Below are 21,043 nucleotides of genomic sequence, written 5' to 3'. Positions count from 1 at the left end.
CGCGGCACCTCGTCAGTAAACGCCCTTGCAACTGCTGGCTGCGGGGCGAACCACGAGCTGGTGCACCGAAGGGTCCCAGCTCAGCGACAGGCCGCCCGGAAGCCCGGCCGTGATGCCGGCCGAGGCGATCTGGCTGATCGGCCCCACCGTGCTGCCGTGTCCGTCGCCGAACGTCACCGTCGCACTGATCGCGTAGCTGAGCGGATCGGCGCAACCGTCGACCGTGACGTACTTGGCCACCGTGCCCCGCCCTACACCCTCGGGCATGCTGCCGGTGACCGCCGGCATGGCGCGGCCCTGTCCGCCGCCGGGCGCCGGGCAGGTCTGGGTCAGCGCGTAGCTCACCGAGACCTTCGGCGCGGGCGCCACCTCCAGCACGGCCGAGGTGGGCGGCTGCGCCGTGCAGCCCATCAGGAACACCTTGCGCTGCGCCACCACGTTGAGCACGTAGCTGCCCGATGGCAGCGCACCGGCAGGCAATTTCAATTCGATGCGATTGGGCAACACGCCGGTCACCACCGGCTGCACCGCCTGCGGCTTGCCCTGTGCGTCGGTCGCGCTGACCACCGGGCTGGCGCACTGTGCGTCAAGCAGGTTTTCCCCGGTCAGTGCGAACGCTGCCCCGGCGCCGTCGCCATGCAGGACGAACAGCGGGCGTCGATCCAGCGTCTCCACGCCATTGATCACCGGCGGCAATTTCGACCCGCCGGAGGCAGCCGCCTTCAACGCCACGGTGCGGGCCAGTGCAGCCGCCATCGCGGCGACATCCTGGCCCAGGCAGCCCTTGCTGGCCTCCAGGAACGCCTGCGTGCGCTGCACGGCGGCTTCGGCGCGGTAGGCCTGCGCCTTCTCTTCGTTGCCCAGCATGTCGATCGGCTTGGCCAGATCCTTGCCCAGCGCCTTGCGCAAGTCCCGGCCCAGGTCGGCCAGCTTCTGGCTGGTTGCCGCGAGACTGGAGCCAGGCGACCCGGTCGCACGTGCGGCGAGGTCGTGTTGCGCCGTGTCCAGCTGCGTGATGATCAGTTCCCCGGTCAGCCGCGGCGCGATCTGCGGCGCTGCCTGGACCGCGGCGGGGCCGGTCAGGCCCAGCGCAAGCATCGCCACCGCGATGCCTGCGCCGAGTTTGCCGATGCCGGTCACTGCGGCGCTTTCGGCCATGGCATGACCATGCCCAGTGCGTCCGGGTCCTGGCAGGCGGCCTGGTCCGGCTGATCCGGATCGCAACCGCTCTGCTGGTCGGGCGGCAGGCGCACGCCGGAAGGCACGATGCCGTACGAGCGGTAGTTGGCGGTGATCACGCTCGGGTCGATGTAGGAGTCGCCGTGGTTGCCGTTCTGCGCGCTGCCCGCACCGGAGGCGGTCGGCACGTTGATGGCGAAACCACCGCCCAGCGGCAGCAGGTTGCCGGAGCTGTCCACCGCATAGAAGTAAGCGGGCGGCAGGCCGACGTTGGCGATGTTCTGCAGGCCCGTGCCCACCACGTAGATCGGCTGGGAGCTGGAACCCAGGCGCCCGGTGGAACCCCATACGCCTATGCCGTCATACAGCGGTGTCGTGCCGAGCTGGAACAGGTCGCCATGGGTCACCGACAGGTAGAACGGCGAGGTGCCCGCGTTCACCGTGAAGGCGCTGCCGGCCACCGACGCCAGTGTCAGAGTCTTGTCGTTGGTCATGCTGAAGCCGGCCAGCGAAGTGAAGTTGCCCAGCGTGTCGACCATGTTCTTGTTGGGCGAACTCGCGCTGCCCAGCACGGTCGGACCCACCGCGCTGCCGCTCAGCGTGCCGGCCGTGATGATGCCGCTGGCGCCTTCGCTGATCGCGCCGGCCGAGGTGAGCGAGGTGGCCGTTCCCTTCACCGAACCGTTGATCGCCAGATCGCCGCTGGTGGTCTTCAGCGAAGTGCTGGCGCCGCCATCCAGCGGACCGTCGACAGTGAGCGCCTGCGCACTGGTCAGGGCGAAATTGGCTGCCGTGAAGCTGCCCAGCGTGCCGATCTGGTTGGCGCCGTTGAGCGTGGTCGCGCCGACCGAACTGCCGGTCAGGGTGCCGGCCGTGATGACGCCCGCCGCGCCTTCGCTGATCGCGCCGGCCGAGGTGAGCGAGGTGGCCGTTCCCTTCACCGGACCATTGATCGCCAGATCGCCGCTGGTGGTCTTCAGCGAGGTGCTGGCGCCGCCATCCAGCGTGCCGCTGACGGCCAATGTCTGTGCGTTGGTCAAGGCGAAGCTGGCGGCCGTGAAGCCTCCCAGGGTGCCGATGCGGTTGGCGCCGTTGAGCGTGGTGGCACCGGCGGAGCTGCCGGTCAACATGCCGGCGACAATGCTGCCGCCGGCGCCTTCGGTGATTGCGCCAGCAGAGGCCAGCGTCGTGGTCGTGCCCTTCACCGTGCCGTTGATCGCCAGATTGCCGCTGGTGGTCTTAAGCGTAGTACTCGCGCCGCCGTCCACGGAGCCCGTCACCGCCAGCGCCTGCGCGTTGGTCAGCGCGAAGTTCGCCGCCGTGAAGTTGCCCAGCGTGCCGATGTGGTTGGCGCCACCGAGCGCGGTACTGCCGACCGAACTGCCAGTCAACGTGTTCGCATGGATCGCACCAGCCGTCTGGTTGATATTGCGGCCTGCACCCAAGGTAACCGTGTTGCCGGTCAGGGTGCTGGCCAGGATCAGGTCCGAGTTCGCCCCGCTGGCCGTCAGCGTAAGGTCGCCGGCACCACCATTGGCCGACGGTGCATCATTCACCGTCAAGGTCCGGATGGTGTTGAAGGCGAAGTCGCCACCGCTGACGAATGCGCCCAGGGCTGCCACCTGGTTGGCGCCGAGCAGGCTGGTGCTGCCAGCGGAGCTGCCGGTCAAGTTATCGGCGGTGATGACGCCATGGGTGCCTTCGATGATCGCACCGGCCGAGGTCAGCGTGGTGGTGGCGCCGGTCACCGTGCCATTGATGATCAGGTCGCCGGCCGTCGTGGTCAGCGCCACGACCGGGCCACCATCGAGCGGGCCTTCGACGGTCAGCGTCTGACCGTTGGTCAGGCTGAAGTCTGCGCTGAAGCCGCCCAGTATGTTGATGTGGTTGTTGCCATCGAGTGTGGTGTTTCCGATCGAATGACCGGTCAACAGGTTCGCCGTGATGCTGCCGCCGGCGCCTTCGGTGATCGCGCCCGCCGAGACCAGCGTGGTGGTGGCGCCCTTCACCAGACCGTTGATCGCCAGGTCGCCGCTCGTCGTGGTCAACGCCGTGCTGGCCCCCCCGTCGACGGTGCCGCCCACGACCAGGGTCTGCGCGTTGGTCAACGCGAAGCCCGCCGCACTGAAGCTGCCCAAGGTGCCGATGTGGTTTGCGCCGTTGAGCGCAGTCGCACCGATGGATTGACCCCTCAAGGTGCCTGCCGTGATGCTGCCACTGCCGCCTTCGCTGATCCCACCGGCGGAATTCAGCGTTGTCGTGGTGCCGCTCACTGCACCATTGATCGTCAGGTTGCCGGCGGTCGTGGTCAGCGCGGTACCCGCACCGCCACTTACCGGGCCATTCACCGTCAAGGCTTGGGCGTTGATCAACGCGAAGCCCGCCGCACTGAAGCTGCCCAGCGAGCCGATGTGATTGGTCCCGGCAAGGGTCGTCGTACCGGCCGAATGACCGGTCAGCGAAGTGGCCGTGAGGCTGCCGCCTGCGCCTTCGCTGATCGCGCCGGAAGAGGTCAGGCTGACCGCCGTGCCATTGACCGCACCAGCCAGGGTGAGATCGCCCGCACTCACCGTCAGCGCCCCGGTGTTCACCGTGCCAAGGGTCAGTGCGTTGAGGTCATTGATCTGGGTGGCACCGCCGGTGAGATTCACCGTGCCGCCGAAGTCGTTGCTGCCACCTGTCAGGGTGATCGCGTTCGAACCGCCATGGATGGTGCTCGTGCCGATAACGCTCAGCGCACCGCCTGTCTGCAAGACCGCCCCACTGGCGGTGATGTTCAGATCGCCTCCGACCGTGGTCGCGCCCAGGGTTGTGGTGGTTCCGGCGCCCGTCGTGGTGATCGTCAGCCCGTTGCTCGCATTGCCGCTGATGCCGAGGTTCGAACTCGCCGTTACCGCTGAAATTCCGGAGTTTGTACCGCCTACGCCTGTCGAGCCCGCACCGGCAAGGTTCACGTTGACCGCGGTGGTGTAGCCCGAATAGTCCAGGCTTCCGTCGATGCCGGCGTCGAGGCCGCCGGAGATGTCCCCGTCAGCGCCCGAGTGCATGAGGAAGTGGCCGGTGCCGGTGTCGATCAGATTGCCGATGCCGGAGAAGGCGCCTGCCAGATTGGTCGCCGTGCCCTGGTTGTGCCCGGTCAGGCTCCAGGTCTGGTTGCTGGCGGTCAACGTGCCGATACCCGCATCGGCAATGTTCTCGAACGAGGTCCAGCTCACGGTGCCGCTGTTGCCGGCATTGAGGCCGGTCAGATTGTAGGTCTGGCTGCTGCCGCTGATCGTGTCAGAGGCAGAACCGCCCTTCGCCGCGGTGATCCCGCTCCAGCCCCCGGTACCGGTCGCCGTGCCTCCCAGGTCCACATTCACCGCGGTCGTGTACGCACTGTAATCCAATGTGCCTGCGGCAGCGGAAGTCAGCATGCCCGACACGCCCGCACCGTTCGCGAACATGAAGGTGCCGGCACCGCTGTCGCTCAGGTTCCCGAACGACGTCCAGCTCAGCGTGCCGTTGTTGCCGGCGTCTGTGCCGGTCAGGTTGTAGGTCTGGTTGCTGCCGGCAATCGTGGCGCCGGCGCCGCTTCCGGCCAGCGTGGTGAGGTTGAAGCCGCTGTAGTCGATGCCCGAGGCGCTCGACACCTTCGTGCCGAGATCGAAGCTGCCGGTCACCCCGGTCACGCTGCCGCCGGTGCCCGTAACCGTACCGAAACCGCTGTACGCGATGCCGCTAGCTGACGAGATACGCGTGTTGTCGGCGAAGCTGCCGACCACGTTCGCGATCGAGCCGCTGCCACCCACGCTGGTGGCGTTCGCGAAGGCCATGCCCTCGCTGGTCCTGCCGTTGTCGTCGAAGCCCACGGCGCCGGTGACCGTCGTCGTGTCGGCCGCGGTGAAGCCGCTATAGCCGACACCGCCGGCATTGCCCGTCTTGGTGCCGCTCAGGTTGAACGCGGTGCCGCCCAGGTTCGTGATCGCGCCACTGCCCGCCACGCTCGTGGCGTTGGCAAAGGTCATGCCGAGACTGCTCTTGGCCGCGCTGTCGAAACCGGCGGCACCGGTGACGGACGTGGTGTCGGCCGCGGTGAAGCCGCTGTAGTTGACGCCACCGGCATTGCCGGTCTTGGTGCCGACCAGATTGAACGCGGTACCCCCAAGGTTCGTGATCGCACCGCTGCCCGCCACGCTCGTGGCATTGGCAAAGGCGATGCCCAGGCTGCTCCTGGTCGAGCTGTCAAAACCTGCGGCGCCGGTGACGGCCGTGGTGTCGGCCGCGTCGAAGCCGTTGAAGCTGGTGGTGCCTGCCGTACCTGCCATGATGCCGGTCAGGTTGAACGCCGTGCTGCCCAGGTTGGTGATCGCGCCACTGCCCGCCACGCTCGTGGCGTTGGCGAAGGCCATGCCCAGGCTGGTCTTGGCCGTGTAGTCGAAGCCCGCGGCACCGGTGACCGTAGTGGTGTCGGCTGAGGTGAAGCCGTTGTAGTCGATGCCGCCGGCGTTGCCTGCCGTGGTACCAGTCAGGTTGAACGCGGTGCTGCCCAGATTCGTGATCGCGCCACTGCCCGCCACGCTCGTGGCGTTGGCGAAGGTCATGCCGAGACTGCTCCTGGCCGAGCTGTCGAAGCCCACAGCGCCGGTGACCGTCGTCGTGTCGGCCGCGGTGAAGCCGCTATAGCCGACACCGCCGGCATTGCCCGTCTTGGTGCCGCTCAGGTTGAACGCGGTGCCGCCCAGGTTCGTGATCGCGCCACTGCCCGCCACGCTCGTGGCGTTGGCGAAGGTCATGCCGAGGCTGCTCTTGGCCGCGCTGTTGAAACCCGCGGCACCGGTGATGGTCGCCGCGTCGGCGGCCGTGAAGCCGGTGAAGGCAACACCGCCCGCCGAGCCCGCGTTGGCTCCGCTCAGGGCAAAGGTGCTGCTGCCCGTAATCGCCCCATTGCCGTTGCCCGTGACCGCCGTGACGCCCGCCCACGTCCCGCCGATGCCCGTGGTCGCGCCGCTGCCATCGGCCAGGTCGAACGTCACGGCACCGCTGTGGCTGCCGTAGTTCAGCGTCGCCGCCGTCACGTTGCCACTGACGCTGCCGCCGGTGCCGAAGGCCACCGTGCCGCTGGTATCGGCGATGTTGCCGAACCCCGTCCAGGTCACGCCACCGCTGCTGCCCTGGTCGATGACCGTGTTGTCCAGCGTGTAGGTCTGGCCGCTGCCCGCGATCGTGGCACCGGCCCCGCTGCCGGTCAGCGTGGTGACGCCGAAGCCGCTGTAGTCGAGCGTCGACGCGCTGGACACCTTCGTGCCGAGATTGAAGCTGCCGGTCACGCCGGTCACGCTGCCACCGGTGCCCGTCACCGCATCGAAGCCGCTGTAGACGATGCCGCTCGCCGACGAGGTCCCGGTGTTGTCGGCGAAGCTGCCGACCACGTTCGCGATCGTGCCGCTGCCGCCCACGCTGGTGGCGTTGACGAAGGTCATGCCCTGGCTGGTCTTGGCAATGTCGTCGAAACCTGCAGCGCCCGTGATGGTCGCCGCGTCGGCGGCCGTGAAGCCGGTGAAGGCAACACCGCCCGCCGAGCCCGCGTTGGCTCCGCTCAGGGCAAAGGTGCTGCTGCCCGTAATCGCCCCATTGCCGTTGCCCGTGACCGCCGTGACGCCCGCCCACGTCCCGCCGATGCCCGTGGTCGCGCCGCTGCCATCGGCCAGGTCGAACGTCACGGCACCGCTGTGGCTGCCGTAGTTCAGCGTCGCCGCCGTCACGTTGCCACTGACGCTGCCGCCGGTGCCGAAGGCCACCGTGCCGCTGGTATCGGCGATGTTGCCGAACCCCGTCCAGGTCACGCCACCGCTGCTGCCCTGGTCGATGACCGTGTTGTCCAGCGTGTAGGTCTGGCCGCTGCCCGCGATCGTGGCACCGGCCCCGCTGCCGGTCAGCGTGGTGACGCCGAAACCGCTGTAGTCGAGCGTCGACGCGCTGGACACCTTCGTGCCGAGATTGAAGCTGCCGGTCACGCCGGTCACGCTGCCACCGGTGCCCGTCACCGCATCGAAGCCGCTGTAGACGATGCCGCTCGCCGACGAGGCCCCGGTGTTGTCGGCGAAGCTGCCGACCACGTTCGCGATCGTGCCGCTGCCGCCCACGCTGGTGGCGTTGACGAAGGTCATGCCCTGGCTGACCTTGCTGGCATCGTCGAAACCCGCGGCGCCGGTCACCGTCGTCGTGTCGGCCGCGGTGAAGCCGCTATAGCCGACACCGCCGGCATTGCCCGTCTTGGTGCCGCTCAGGTTGAACGCGGTGCCGCCCAGGCTCGTGATCGCGCCACTGCCCGCCACGCTCGTGGCGTTGGCGAAGGTCATGCCGAGGCTGCTCTTGGCCGCGCTGTTGAAACCCGCGGCACCGGTGATGGTCGCCGCGTCGGCGGCCGTGAAGCCGGTGAAGGCAACACCGCCCGCCGAGCCCGCGTTGGCTCCGCTCAGGGCAAAGGTGCTGCTGCCCGTAATCGCCCCATTGCCGTTGCCCGTGACCGCCGTGACGCCCGCCCACGTCCCGCCGATGCCCGTGGTCGCGCCGCTGCCATCGGCCAGGTCGAACGTCACGGCACCGCTGTGGCTGCCGTAGTTCAGCGTCGCCGCCGTCACGTTGCCACTGACGCTGCCGCCGGTGCCGAAGGCCACCGTGCCGCTGGTATCGGCGATGTTGCCGAACCCCGTCCAGGTCACGCCACCGCTGCTGCCCTGGTCGATGACCGTGTTGTCCAGCGTGTAGGTCTGGCCGCTGCCCGCGATCGTGGCACCGGCCCCGCTGCCGGTCAGCGTGGTGACGCCGAAGCCGCTGTAGTCGAGCGTCGACGCGCTGGACACCTTCGTGCCGAGATTGAAGCTGCCGGTCACGCCGGTCACGCTGCCACCGGTGCCCGTCACCGCATCGAAGCCGCTGTAGACGATGCCGCTCGCCGACGAGGTCCCGGTGTTGTCGGCGAAGCTGCCGACCACGTTCGCGATCGTGCCGCTGCCGCCCACGCTGGTGGCGTTGACGAAGGTCATGCCCTGGCTGACCTTGCTGGCATCGTCGAAACCCGCAGCACCGGTGACCGCCGTGGCGTCGGCCGCGATGAAACCCGTGAAGCTGATCCCGCCGGAGGTGCCCTGGTTGGCGCCGACAAGCGCAAACGGTGACCCACCGATGCCTGTAATCGATCCGGTGCCGGCGATGCTTCCAGTACCGCTTGGCGCAGATCCGCTGAACGCCACGTTGCCGAGTCCGGCAAGCGCTCCATTGAGCGTTATGGACGTCCCTGAAGTTGCCGACAGGTCGCCGGCAACCGAACCATGGCCCAGGTCAAGCGCCCCGCCACTGCTGACCGTCAGGCTGCCTGTTTGCAAGGTACCCAGCGCCAGCGCGTTGGCATCGGTGATCTGCGTGGTGCCGCCGGTCAGGCTCACCGTACCGATGAAGTCGTTGAGCGAGGTCAGCGTGATCGCGTTGCTGCCGGCGTTGAAAGTCGATGTTCCGTTGACCGTGTAGAAACCGGCTCCCTGCGTGATCCCTCCGGCCGTGGTGGTGACCGACAACGGGCCGTTGACGGTCAGGTCGACCGCGCTGAACGTGCCGCTGTTCGTCGTCAGGCTGGTCAGTGCCGTCGTTGCGCCGACCGCGCCGCCGAAGCTGGCGGCGCCGCCGGTGTTCACCGCCAGCGTGTGCGCGCCATTCACCGTGGAGCCGAAGCCGATCGTGCCACTGCCACTGCTGGCCAGCGTTGCATTGGCACCCAGCGTCACCGAGCCGTTGTAGGCCTGGTCACCGCTGGTGCTCACGCTGGCGGTATTGAGATTCGTCGTGCCGCTGACCTGCAGCACGCCCACACCAGCCACCGCCCCTGCCAGCACCGCATTGCCGGTCACCGTCAGGTTGTTGCCGGCACCTGTCACGGCCGCCAGGCTGATCGTCGTTCCAGTCAGCATGACATTGGAACCGAGCGTCAGCGCGTCGCCCCAGCTCTGCATGCCGCTGGTGGCGACATTGCCACTCAACGTGGCGCTGCCGGCGGCATCCGTGATCAGGCTGGTCAACGCCGTCGTGCCGCCGACCGCAGCGTCGAACCTGGTGACTCCGCTGGCGTTCACGGTCAACGCATGCGCGCCGTCGACAGTCGAGGCAAAGGTGATGTCGCTACCGCTCAACACGCGGTCGCCGCCCAACACCAATGCCGTGTTGTAGGTTTGTGCTCCGCTGGTCGTCACGTTGCCGACAAGCGTGAGCGCAGCGGCATTGGTCAGACTGAAGCTTGAGGCGGTGAAACTTCCGAGATTGCCGATCTGGTTGGCCTCTCCCAACGTGGTGGCACCGGCCGAGCTGCCAGTCAGGGTGCCGACCGTGATGGTGGCTCCCCCCACTTGCGAGATGGTCCCTCCGGTATTCAGCGAGAGGGTGGTGGCGTGGGCCGGAGCGATGGCCGCCGTGATACCCAGGTCACCGCTGTTGGCGTCACCGATCACGATCGTGTTGGCGGTGATCTGATCCAGTTCGGCACTCGTCACGCCAAGCTGGGGATCTGCGGGAAACGGAGCGTCGGGGCCCAGCGAAATGAGCCGTCCCGCCGTAGCCTGCCGGATGGCCACGATACCGGCGGTGCCGGCATTGATGGTTCCGAGTATGTCGGCGTTGTCTGCAACCAGGCTGACGTTTGCGCCGGTAGCGACACCATTGGTGGTATCCACTGCGACGCCCGTGCCGATGTTGATGCGCGCGCCGCCGCCGGCGGCTCCGAGCGTCACCGCACCACCGGCGGTGACGATGCCCGAACCCACCACGCCCAGATCGCTCGTGGTGGTGGTGATGCCGACATTGCCGCTGCCGGCGGTACCGCTGACATTCACGCCATTGGCATCAACGATGTTGACCGCGCCGGTACCCTTCGCGCTGAACACGATGCTGTCGACGTCCGTCTGGATGGCACCCGATGCGCCGATCGCGCCATTGGTGCCGCCCGCCGTGAGAGTCAGGGCGCTGCCGGAAATCGTGCCCGCAGTGCGCGAGATGCTGCCTGCAGTCGCAGTCAGCGTGGCCGTGCCACCGCCCAGCGAGATATCGTTGTTGAGCGAAATGTTGCGGCCGGCGAGCAACGACAGGTTCAGCACGTCGCCGCCAAGCACCGAATCGAATATCTTGTTGTTGATGACGATGTCGTTCGCCGCATTGAACGTGAGCGAGTTGGTTCCCTTGCCGTTGTAGTCGAGGTCGGCATTGAGGGTGATGTCGCCAGCTTCGGAATTGGCGCCCCCCGTACCCGTCGTGACCGTGACGCTGGCGCCACCGGTCAAGGCGGCGGTGATCAGGTCGACGCCGAGCGACGCTCCGTCGTTGGTCGACACAAAGGGGTTGGCGGCATTGATCTTGGTATTGCCGCCGCCCGCGACGATCGTGATGTTGTTCGGATCGATCAGCCAGTTGCCGCCCAACCCGTCGGCGCTGCGCGCGAAGACCTGCGGCGTACCGGTGATGGTGAGCGCGCCGTGGCTCGACGTCTCGACGAAACCGCCGTTGCCGCCGTCAATGCCGCCGCGCGCGGACAAGCCGCCGGCGATGACCGAGTTGTCGCGCGAGAACACGGCGATGCTGCCGCCGTCGCCCTTGCCGGTTGCATCGGCGTTGAGCGACGCATCCGGCCCGATGTACGTGCGCGCGGCCACGGCGAGGCCTTCGCCTCCACGGACGCCGCCACCGATGCGAATGGCTCCGCCACCCAGGCGACCCGAAGCATCCACCGTGCCGCCGGTGACCATCACGTCATGGTCCGACAGCAATTCGATGCGCCCGCCATGGTCGCCCGTGGCGGCGACACTGCCGCTGCTCTGTACATTGCCGCCGTTGCCCACCAGCCGCACCACGCCGCCGTCGGTGCTGATGCCGCTGGCGTCGATCACGCCGGAGTTGTTGACCAGGTTGGTGAACAGATCCTTGGCTGCCGAGGCCTGCAGCACCACGGTGCCTCCTTCGGCCTTGAGGGTGCCGGAGTTGCTGACTGCCGCTTCCTTGTCGTCCAGACGCTGCTTCAGTTCGCCGGTGATCTGGATGTTGATCAGGCCGTTGCCGTCGAAGTCGAGTACGGCGTGTTCGGCGCCGTCGAGGTTGATGCTGCCGTAGTTGGCCAGGATCACGCCGTCGTTGGCCACGCTGCCGCCGACCAGTGCGACGGAGCCGCCGCTGGCGGCCTGAATCAGACCGTGGTTGACGATGCCCGCGCCCGCGCCGACCGCGTTGAGGCTGTAGTTGCCGGCAAGGAAATCCTTCGGGGTGAGGTCCAGCGTGCTGGCCATCAGGCCGCCGACATTCATCTGTGCCGTGGCGCCGAAGATGATGCCGTGGGTGTTGATCAGGAAGACCTGGCCGTTGGAGTTGATCTTGCCGAAGATCTGGCTGGGGTTCTGATCGAGGATGCGGTTGAGCGCCACTGCCGAGCGGCCGGGCTGGTTGAACAGCACCGATTCGTTGGCCTTGAGGTTGAATGTCTCCCAGTTCAGCGCCAGTCGCTGCGAGATCTGGTTGATCACCGTCTCGTTGCCGTTCTGGGTGATGCTGCCGGTGCCGCCGACCACCGTGCCGCCGGTGGGGCCGCCGGCGAAGGCGTCAGGACTGACGGCGATCGAGCCGATCGCGAGCCCGATGCACAAGCTGATCGGCCAGGTCCTGTGCAGCGGCAGGCTGCCGGAGGGCAAGCGTGCGATCCGATCCACGGAAGCGCCGTTGCGCGATTCACGCCGGGTGCTGATGTGCTTGCTCATGTCGTCGTCATCCCTCAGAACGTGAAGCTGAAGCGGGTATAGATGTGGAAACCCTTGCCGTTGGACGCGTTCTGCGAACTGGTGGTCTTGGCCGCGTCGAAGTGCAGCTCGAATTGCTTGAATCGCGGCAGGCGGAAGATGAAGCCCGCACCGGCCCCGCTCAGCTCCGCGCTGTCCGGCGTGGTCATGCGGTTGGCGCCCGCCGAGTAGCCCCTGGCGTAGTCGTAGAACACCTCGAACTCCAGCAGCTCGCGCCACGGCCTACCGTAGAACGGCGACACCTTGTCGCCGAAACCGGGAGCATCGACGTGGTATTCCAGCGCGGTGTAGAAGCCGCGGTCGCGCAGTGCGTCGGCGATCGGGTAGGAGCGCACGCTGTCCGGGCCGCCCATCGCGAACTGCTCCAGCGGCACCAGCGCGTCGCGGGTGTACTGGCTGATGAACTTGAAGTTCAGGCGCTGCGACTTGGTCAGGAACTGCAACCGGGTGTAGGAGAGCTTCGCGACGAGGAAGCTGCGGTCATGCTGCGGGCTGATCAGGTCGGGCTCGCGCGAATCGTCCCTGATCGACTTGCGCAGGGCCACCTGCATGATGTCCACGCCGTGGAAGCGGCGATCGGTATGCAGCATGCCCCAGGTGGCTTCCGCCACCGTGAACTTCTCGTCGGACAGGTGGAAGCCCAGGCTGTCGAGCTGGGAGCGTTCCCTCAGCAGGTGCAGGGTGGCCACGTGCTGCAGGTCGTCACGATTGATGTACTTCCAGTCGAGGCCGCCGTAGTAGAGCGAGCTGGGGCCTTTCACGTCGAGCGCGGCGAAGGTGCCGGTATTGATCTGCAGCTCGTTGCGCGAGGCGCCGACCACCGCCGACAACCCCGGCGTGCTCGTGAACGGCACCCGGTAGGTCAGCGCACCGTAGATGTTGTCGTTGGGGTCGAGCGCGTAATCGACGTTGGCCGTGAAGGTGTCGCCCAGGTGCAGCGGATTGGCCCATTCCACGCCGGCCTGCACGCGGTACTTGCCGGTCAGGTCGGTGCCGTAGTTGTTGGCGCCGAGAGTGAACTGAACCGGCCGCTTCTCGTGGGCGATCATGATCAGGTCGGTGTCGCCGGTCTGCTCGCCGGGCTGGAAGGTCGAGGCCACGGTGACGCCGGGAAGGTCGCGCGCATACAGCAAGGCGGAATCGACGTCGCTCTTCAGCAGGGGCTTGCCGCGCAATTCCTGCGCCGCCGCCGAGATCACGTCCGGCCGATAGCGCTTGGTGCCCTTGACGATGATCTTGCCGATCTGCCCTTCCAGCACCTGGATGCCGACGACCTGGTCGGAGCCGATGGTCTGCGCCGGCAGGAACGCGTTGGAGACGATGAAGCCGGCGGTGCGATAACGCTCGGTGATCTTGTCGGCGACGCCCTGCATCTGGGCGAAGCTCAACTCGGCCGTGCCCGCGCCTGCGGCCAGCTCGCGGAACTGCGCATCGGCCAGTGCCTGGATGCTGGCCGGCGTGATGCCGAGTTGCGCATGGCTGCCGACGCCGCTGACGCGAAAGCCGCGTACCGCGACCGTCTGCACGGCCGCCGCATCGCGATCGCGTACCGGCGGAACGACGCCGCCCGGCGGCGGCGATGGCGTCGTCTGCGCGGGAGTCGAAGTGGGTGCGGGTGAAGACTGACCTGGCGCAGCCGTTGCTGCTTCCTGGGCGTGAACCACGCCGCCGGTGAATGCCAAGGCCGATGTCAACGCTGCGGCGAGACGGACAATTCGCACGATACACTCCCCCGGCTGCATCATCTTTCCATTGACGGCACGCCTGGACATCGAAGGCACGCCAGCTGCGAAATCGAAGCCCCCCACGGATCGGGCAATTGCTGCCCCCGGGCTTGGATCGTCCGATCAGGATACACCCTCGTCGCGCTGCGGAACCAGTCACCGCAGGCCTGCACGCGACGGTTTGGCGGGCGATTTTCCGCCCTCCGTCCCGCCCTCGTGACGCGCCGCAGCAGCCGATGCCGGAACCGGCAAGCCCGGCGCAAGCTAGCCGCGCAACAACCAGTAGGCGAGCGCACCCAACGCGATGACGAGCAGCAGCACGCCGCCCGCCACCGACTTCCAGCGCGTGGCCGGTCGCATCGCCAGCAGGCTGGTCAGGGCATGGCTGGCCGAGTCGGCGGAGGCATCGTCACGCGGTGCCGCCGGCGCCCTGCGCGGTCGCGGGGTGGTGGTGGCCGTCGGCGGCACCAGGGTGTTGCGGGCGGTGACCACCGCACTGGGGTCGTACAGGCTTTCCAGCAATCGCCGGCGACGCGCGCGATACTCGGCGCGGGTGATCCGGCCAAGACGATGGGCGTCGTCGAGCACACGCAGATCCTGGTTCACGGCACGCCCGCGTTCAGCGAAATCGATCATTTCACCTCCCTGAGGATGCGGAAGCCGACGTCGCGCTGCGGCGAGCCGCCATCGCTGCGCTGGGTGCCCACGCTGCAATCGGACCAATAGCTGGTGTAGCTGCCGCCGCGCACGGCCACGCTGCCACCGCTGACGACCCATTCCCAGGCGTTGCCGGTCATGTTGACCAGACCCCAGGGATTGCGCGAACGCCCGCGGGCGGAAACCAGCGCGCCGCTGCCGTCGCCGCCGCCAGCCGAAGGCGGCACGCAGTTGCTGTCCTCGGCCTGCTTGAAGCGGCCGCCGGCGCTGGCGGCATTGAGCCATTCGGCATCCGTCGGCAGGCGATAGCTGAAGCCGCTGACATCGCTGAGCCACCGCGCATAAGCCTGCGCCTGGCCGAGCGGGATGTTGGTGATCGGCGCATTGCCGAGATCCGGATCGCTGACCGACTTGGCTGCGCACTTGCCGGATGCGCGGCAGAACGCGTTGAACTCGTTGATCGATACCTCCGCACGCGACATCGCATACGGCCGTCCACCGCCCGCGCCAGGCACCACCACCATGAAGGGGCCATACGACGTCCCGAAGCTGTCGCGGCAGAACTTGCCGGTCCCGGCCATCCCGGCTTTGGCGCACGGATCGGGGCCGCTCGGCCCGCTCGGCACATTGGCGACCTTGCCCGGCTGCGCCGGTGTCGGTGCGCCGGGCCGGGGGATCGGCACGGGCCGCCCCGGCAGGGCGCCCTGCTCCGCGGCCGGCGTCGGCTCAACGGGCGTGGCGGGTGCGGGTGCCGGCGCCGGTGCCGCCGCGGCACTCGGCTTGACCCGGTCGAGTTGCTCCTCCAGCGTCTTGCCGGTCAGCTGGCCACGAATGCGCATGTCCGACTCGAGCGCGGCCAGCGCCTTCGGATCGTTGCGCCGCACGCTCGCCAGCTGCTGCTTCAACCGTGCGTAATCGGCCGTGCTGGTCGGCTGCCGGGCCGCGGCCATGATCGCCGCCACCACGTCGTAGCGTGCCTTCGCGCCACGCAACTGGGCATTGCCGCCGAGCACCTGCAGGCCTTGGCCAAGCACCTCGGCGGCCTTTTCGTAGCGCCCCTTCTGGAACGTTTCCTGGCCCAGGCGGAGATAGGCATCGGCCAGCAGCTTCGGACCCTCGTTCTGCAGGAACGGGTTGTCCGGCTGCAGCGCCTTGATCCGCGCCAGCGACTGACTCGCCTTGCCGACGTCCGCCGCGGCCGCCGCGCTGCGCATCGACTCGATGCGCGACTTCACTTCCGCATCCGCGCTGTCGCGCGCCGCCTTGGCCTGGAGGTCGGCCTGCAGCGCATCCAGCTTGGCACTCTCGGCCAGCAAGCGTGGCGACTTCGGCACATACTTCAGCCCGAAGTCCACCGCCAGGCGCGCCTGCGGCAGATGCTGCGGATCAGCCTGCGAGGCGGCCACGTCGGCAATCGAGGTGGCCAACGCACCGACCGTGCGGGTGGTTTCCGGCGAGGTATCGCCCTTGAGTGAGGCCATCGCGCTGGCCACGGCCTGCTGCCAGTCGGGCGTGAGCAACGGCTTGGCGGCGAGCCCGGCCAGGGTGGCGCGAGCAGCGGCAATGGCTTGCACCTGCTGTTGCTGCTGGCGCGCCTGCGCGGCGCTGCGGGCCGCACCGACCTCGGCCAGCACGGTGGCGTAGCCGGCTTCGGCCGGGTCCATTCGCTGACCGGCCTGGACGATGCGCTGGGCTTCATCGAGATCACCAGCGGCGATCCGCTCGCGCGCCAGCTTGATCAGGCTGGCATCGACGTTGCCGCGCACCTCGGCGTAAGCCGGTGCGCCGACACCCATCTGCTCGCGCGCGGTACCCAGCGCGCTGCTGACGTCCTGCAACCACACGGCCGTGCCCAGCGGCTTGGCCAGCAGGTCGTCGACGCGGCGCTTGGCCAGCGCATTGCGTTGGGCTTCGCTGGCGGCCTTCTGCGCCAGCTGGTTCTGCTGCTCCAGCAGTTTCTGGCGAGTCGAGGACAGATCGGCATCGCCGGGAAACAGGTTGACGCCGAAACCGGCGATGGCGATGGCGCCGTCGAGATCGCCGGCGCCCTGGCGTTCGGTGGCCTGGGCGGCCAGCGCCTGCTTGAGGCGCTCGGCCTGCGCCGGCAGGCGGGCGTCGTCGGCCAGCAGCTTGGCGGCGCCCTGGTAGGCAGTGGCGGCGCGGTTGCGCCAGTCGTCGCTGTTGTCGGGATGATCGAGCAGGCCACTGAGCGAGAGCAGGCTCTGCTCGCGCTGCTGCTGCAACTGCGCGGCCTGCTGTTGCGCCAGTTGCTGCGCGGCGAGCGCCTTGCCCAGCTCATCCAGTTGCGCGCCGCGCTGCTTGATCCGCGTGGAATCGGGGAACAGGCGGCTGGCCAGCTTGAATTCGGTCGCGGCCTGGTCGACCTGCCCGGCATCCAGCGACTTGCCGATCGCCGCGTCGTACTTGAGTTCCAGCTCGGTGTTCTTCAGCAGCGCGCTGGTCGGGTCGATGGCGCGGATCTTGTCCAGCGTGGCGACCACGTTGTCCGGCTGGTTCTCGAAGATCGCCCCGGCACCGATCTGCTGGCTGAGTTGTGTGTCGAGCGCGTTGAGCAGGTCGTTGCGCTGCTTCTCGATCTCGCTGCGCTTGATGTCCAGCGCGGGCGAATACAGTTTCAGGTCGTCGCGCAGCGTGAACACCTTCTGCGTACCGGCGTAGTCGTAGCGACCCTCGGTCGGGTTCCAGTACGCGTCGATCCGACTGAGCAGGAACTTCTGGATCAGGTCGCTCTGGTCGACCACGATGCGCTTGCGGTCGTCGTCGCTGAGCGTGTCCAGTGCCTGCAGCGCCTGCGACTCGCTGGCGTAGCGATCCGGCCGGGTCAACGTGAAACGCTGGATCACTTCGTTGACGTGATGGTCGTGGCGCCAGGTGACCCAGCCCCACACGCCGCCGGCGACGATCAGCACCGCCGGCACGCCGTAGATCAGGAACGGCAGCGCGCGCTCGCGCAAGCCCACGTCGCGCAGGCCGTCCACCAGCTCGGTGGCGCTCTTCAGGCGGTCCTCGGCGCGGAACGCCACGCTGGCGCACAGCGTCTTGTACTGCTGCTTGGTCAGGCCCTTCACCGGCGGCGGCTTGCGCCCTTCGCGCATCGCCACCTCGGCACTGACCTTGCCGTAGGGATGGGTGCCGGTAAGCAGTTCGAACGCCACGCAGCCGAGCGCGTAGACATCGTCGCTGGGTACCGGGTCCTTGCCCTGGATCATCTCCAGGCTGGCGTAGGCCGGGGTCAGCGCGCCGAGCGTGCCGGCGTCGAACACGGTCTGCTCGCCCACCGCATCGCCCATGTGCTTGCCAGCGCGGGCGATGCCGAAGTCGAACACCTTGGGCACGCCCTCGCGGGTGACCATCACGTTGGCGGGCTTGAAATCCGAATGCACCACGCCGGCCGCATGCGCGCGACTGAGCGCGCGGGCCATGCCTTCGATCAGCGGGCGCGCCTGCTCCAGCGGCATGCCGTTGTAGGCCTTTTCGCGGATCAGTTGCTTGAGGTCGGAGCCGTCGACGTACTCCATCGTCATGAAGACGATGGTGCGATCCTTGTCGAAATCGTAGACGCGCACGATGTTGTCGTGCGCCAGCTGCTGCGAGCGGCGCGACTCGCGCTGCAGCGAGATCAGCGAATCGGGGTGACGGCGGAACTCGTCGTTCAGCACCTTGACCGCGACGTACGGATCGCGATCGCGCGCCTCCACCTTGCGTTCGTCGCGCGCCTTGTACACCACGCCCATGCCGCCGCGACCGATCTCGCGTTCGAGATAGAAGCGACCCTTGAGCAGCGAGCCGACCGCGACGAAATCGGCGGCCTCCGCATCGCCGATGTGCTGCCAACTGGACTGGCTGCCCATGCTGGAGCTGGTGCCGGTCATGCCCTGACGCGTGCCCTGGGTGCCGGTATGGCTGGTGATCTGTCCCTCGCGCGGCGGCAGCGGCGCGCTGGACACCGGTTTGACGATGGTGGCCTCGTCGGTCGGCGGCTGCGGTGGCCGCGAGGCCGGCTTGACCACGGTGGCCTCGTCCAGCGGCGGCGCCGGCGGGCGCGAGGGCGGCGCCACGCGGGTGGCCTCGTCGTCCGCGGACGGCGGTGGCGGTCGCCGGGTGGTCGGCTTGACCATGGTGACGTCTTCGTCCGGGCTCGCCGGGCCCGGCTGCAGTGTCGCCAGTTTGGCCAGCAAGGCCTTGGCGATCAGCGGATCGATCCGGCCCGCCGCCTGCTCCTGGCCGATCCATTCGACGCCGGCACGATGCTCGTCGGCGGACAACGACGGCAGCGCGCCCAGCGCTTCGAACAGCGCGGGCAGCTTGATTTTTTCGGCCTGGTAGGCGCTGACCAGTTCGGCAATGGAATTCATGGATTGGTTGCTGTCTTCATGCTTGCAGGCCGACGACGACGGCCGAAATGTTGTCGCGCCCGGCGCGGCCCATGGCCAGCTCGAACAGGCTCTCGACCAGATCCTGGGGCTGCGGATGCACGCGGCACTGTTCGTGAAGCTCGCTGTCGGACATCTCCTTGTTGATGCCGTCGGAGCAAAGCACGAACGTGGTGCCGGGCTGGCTGCCCGCCACCACCCAGTCGACGAACAACTGGTCCTCGGCACCCACGGCGCGGGTCAGCACGCCCGAACCGGCAGCCGGCGGCGGTGCGGCACCAAAATGAGTGACGTCGACGTCGCCGCCATGCACGTGGTCGCGGGTGATCTGGCGCAGGCGGTCGTTCTCGTAGCAATAGGCGCGGCTGTCGCCGACCCAGCCGCACAGCGTGAAATCGGTGTCGCGCACCAGCACCACCACGGTCGAGCCGATCAGGTCGACGCCGCGTGAGGCCGCGGTCTGCAGCAGCTCCGCATTGATCCCGACCAGCGTGTCCTCGATCGACTCGATGAAATCGAACACGCTGCCGGCACGCGGCAACGCGCCGAGGCGTTCGACGATCATGTTGCTGGCGTAGTCGCCGGCAGCGTGCCCGCCCAACCCGTCGGCCACCACCCACAGGCCGACTTCATCGCGCACCAGGATCGCGTCCTCGTTGTGCTTGCGCACCTTGCCGGTCACCGTGCGGCCGGCGGAAACATAACGGGTGGTCATGCGTGCACCTCAATGACCGCCAACGGCCAGTGGTCGGGACTGGCGCCCAGTCCGGCAGCCGCCGCGATGCGTGCGCGCGCATCGCAGCAGGTGCCTGCGGCCAGGCTGCGCGCCAGCAAGTCCGGCGGCAGCTGCAGCAAGGGGTGCGAGGCCATCAGCAGCAGCCGGTCGCCGGCCTGCAGCGCGCAGCTGACTTCGCCGCAAGTCGGCTGCGCGGTCGCGCCCAGGCCGGGCGCAGCCAGCGACACGGGACTGAACAGCAGGTCGTCGAGGTCGTCGCTGCTGTTGCTCGCGCTGGCGGCCGGTGGCGCATCGCTGCGCGCGAAGAACGGTTGCAGCCGGCCGTGCCGCCAATGCCAGCCTGCCGCCGCGCCGATACGCAGCAATGCGGCCTGGCCGTCGGCCACGTGCGCGGCGATCACCGCGCAATCCTCCGGCACCGGGTCGACGAGATCCTCGCCGAACTGCCGCAGTTGCGGGTTCAACGCCATGATGCGCGTGCGCAGCACCTGCATGCCGCCGATCAGTTCGGCGCCGAGCATGTCGCCGGCAATCGCCGCCACTGCCGCCACGGCCTGCTGGCGCGGATCGGCCACGCCGACCTCGGCGGCGACCAGGCTCAGGCCGACCTCCGGCCGTTGCAGCACGGCGAGGGCGGCGACCGGCGTGTTCGCTGCCGCGGCGACATCCGCCGCGAGGGTCACGTCGCCGAGCGGCATGGCCGTGGATGCGGCGGGCGAGCTGCCGCCCAGGTCGGCAAGCAGGTCGAGATCGTCCGGCAGCCAGGAGTTGATGGAGGCCACCGGTGGTGGCGCGTCCATCGTCAGTGGCGCGGTTGCGCGCGGAGTTGCAAGCTCGAAGCTGCCCAGCGTCTGCCACGCGGCCGTGCCCTGCCCGGCGTCGAGCAAGCCGGCGTAAGCCTCGGCGCCGGGCAAGCCATCGGTCGCCAGCACACTGGCCGGGACGCGCCCCGCGCCATCGGTCCACCACAGACACCAGCGCCCGGGGACGGCGCCGAGGCGCTTCCACAGATCAGCCAAGGCTGTCGCACCGCCATGCGCAGGCAACGGCAGGCGCCAGTGGCTGGCCGCTGTCCAGTCCACCTCACGCCACGGATCGGGCCGCGTCTGGCCGGCATCGAGCGGGCTGCCCAGGGCCGCGACCTGCGCGTCGAAGTCGTCCACGCCGATGCCCGCATCGGCCTGCGCCGCGCGGTGCAACTGCTCGGCGCGTTCGAACCATTCCGCGCCATCGCCGATGGCTGCAGCAACGTCGGAGAGCGGCGCAGCGATCACCATCGGAAAACAGCGACCCACGCGATCGGCGCCCGGCCCCATGACGCCAACCCACGCCGCCTCGCCGCATACGCCCGGCGCGAGTGCGAAACGCCACGCCGGGCTGGCGTGGAACGCCTCGTGCCAGGTATCGCCCAACGCGTCGCGGCTGTGCGCCACGGCTGTCTCGAAGTGCCGGTCCCAGGCATCGACGAAGCTGGCCGGCAGCCGTCGCTGCACGAAGTCTCCCGCGCAGGGCAGCTTGCCGAAGAAGCCTGCGGCCGCGGACGGCACG

7 protein-coding genes are annotated in these 21,043 nt (G+C 68.3%); all 7 read right to left on the bottom strand.

The features are described from left to right. Nucleotides 1-12 precede the first annotated feature (12 nt). Nucleotides 13-1,158: a hypothetical protein gene (locus ACVCL9_RS02065; protein WP_447099317.1), complete on the bottom strand. Its 1,146-nt coding sequence runs from the start codon at nt 1,156-1,158 to the stop codon at nt 13-15. Beyond that, entirely contained in the window at nt 1,137-11,945 is a 10,809-nt protein-coding gene (locus ACVCL9_RS02060; RefSeq protein ID WP_447099476.1) for a filamentous hemagglutinin N-terminal domain-containing protein, read from the bottom strand. Before ACVCL9_RS02060 ends, ACVCL9_RS02065 begins: the two co-directional genes overlap by 22 nt. A gap of 14 nt (nt 11,946-11,959) precedes the next feature. Beyond that, nucleotides 11,960-13,729, bottom strand: a complete 1,770-nt coding sequence (locus tag ACVCL9_RS02055; RefSeq protein ID WP_447099477.1) for a ShlB/FhaC/HecB family hemolysin secretion/activation protein — start codon at nt 13,727-13,729, stop codon at nt 11,960-11,962. A gap of 243 nt (nt 13,730-13,972) precedes the next feature. Continuing rightward, nucleotides 13,973-14,344, bottom strand: coding sequence for a hypothetical protein (locus tag ACVCL9_RS02050; protein ID WP_395117324.1), 372 nt, complete (start codon nt 14,342-14,344; stop codon nt 13,973-13,975). Further along, a complete protein-coding gene (locus ACVCL9_RS02045) occupies nt 14,341-18,741 on the bottom strand; it encodes a protein kinase domain-containing protein (RefSeq protein WP_447099318.1) in 4,401 nt (1,466 codons plus the stop codon). Before ACVCL9_RS02045 ends, ACVCL9_RS02050 begins: the two co-directional genes overlap by 4 nt. 16 nt (nt 18,742-18,757) lie before the next feature. Beyond that, nucleotides 18,758-19,474 (bottom strand): PP2C family protein-serine/threonine phosphatase, encoded by a 717-nt coding sequence (locus ACVCL9_RS02040; protein WP_395117320.1) that lies wholly within the window; start codon nt 19,472-19,474, stop codon nt 18,758-18,760. Further along, complete coding sequence (tagF, locus tag ACVCL9_RS02035) at nt 19,471-21,042, bottom strand: type VI secretion system-associated protein TagF (RefSeq protein ID WP_447099319.1); 1,572 nt, start codon at nt 21,040-21,042, stop codon at nt 19,471-19,473. Before tagF ends, ACVCL9_RS02040 begins: the two co-directional genes overlap by 4 nt. Nucleotide 21,043: the final 1 nt, after the last annotated feature.

This window comes from Rhodanobacter sp. UC4438_H5, assembly GCF_052978405.1.
This window is presented reverse-complemented; position numbering and strand designations above follow the sequence as displayed.

Excerpts from the sequence above, each read along its gene's own strand:
- ACVCL9_RS02050 (WP_395117324.1), bottom strand. The coding sequence starts at position 14,344 with ATGATCGATTTCGCTGAACGCGGGCGTGCCGTGAACCAGGATCTGCGT.
- ACVCL9_RS02060 (WP_447099476.1), bottom strand. The coding sequence starts at position 11,945 with ATGAGCAAGCACATCAGCACCCGGCGTGAATCGCGCAACGGCGCTTCC.
- ACVCL9_RS02055 (WP_447099477.1), bottom strand. The coding sequence starts at position 13,729 with ATGATGCAGCCGGGGGAGTGTATCGTGCGAATTGTCCGTCTCGCCGCA.
- ACVCL9_RS02065 (WP_447099317.1), bottom strand. The coding sequence starts at position 1,158 with ATGGCCGAAAGCGCCGCAGTGACCGGCATCGGCAAACTCGGCGCAGGC.
- ACVCL9_RS02045 (WP_447099318.1), bottom strand. The coding sequence starts at position 18,741 with ATGAATTCCATTGCCGAACTGGTCAGCGCCTACCAGGCCGAAAAAATC.
- ACVCL9_RS02040 (WP_395117320.1), bottom strand. The coding sequence starts at position 19,474 with ATGACCACCCGTTATGTTTCCGCCGGCCGCACGGTGACCGGCAAGGTG.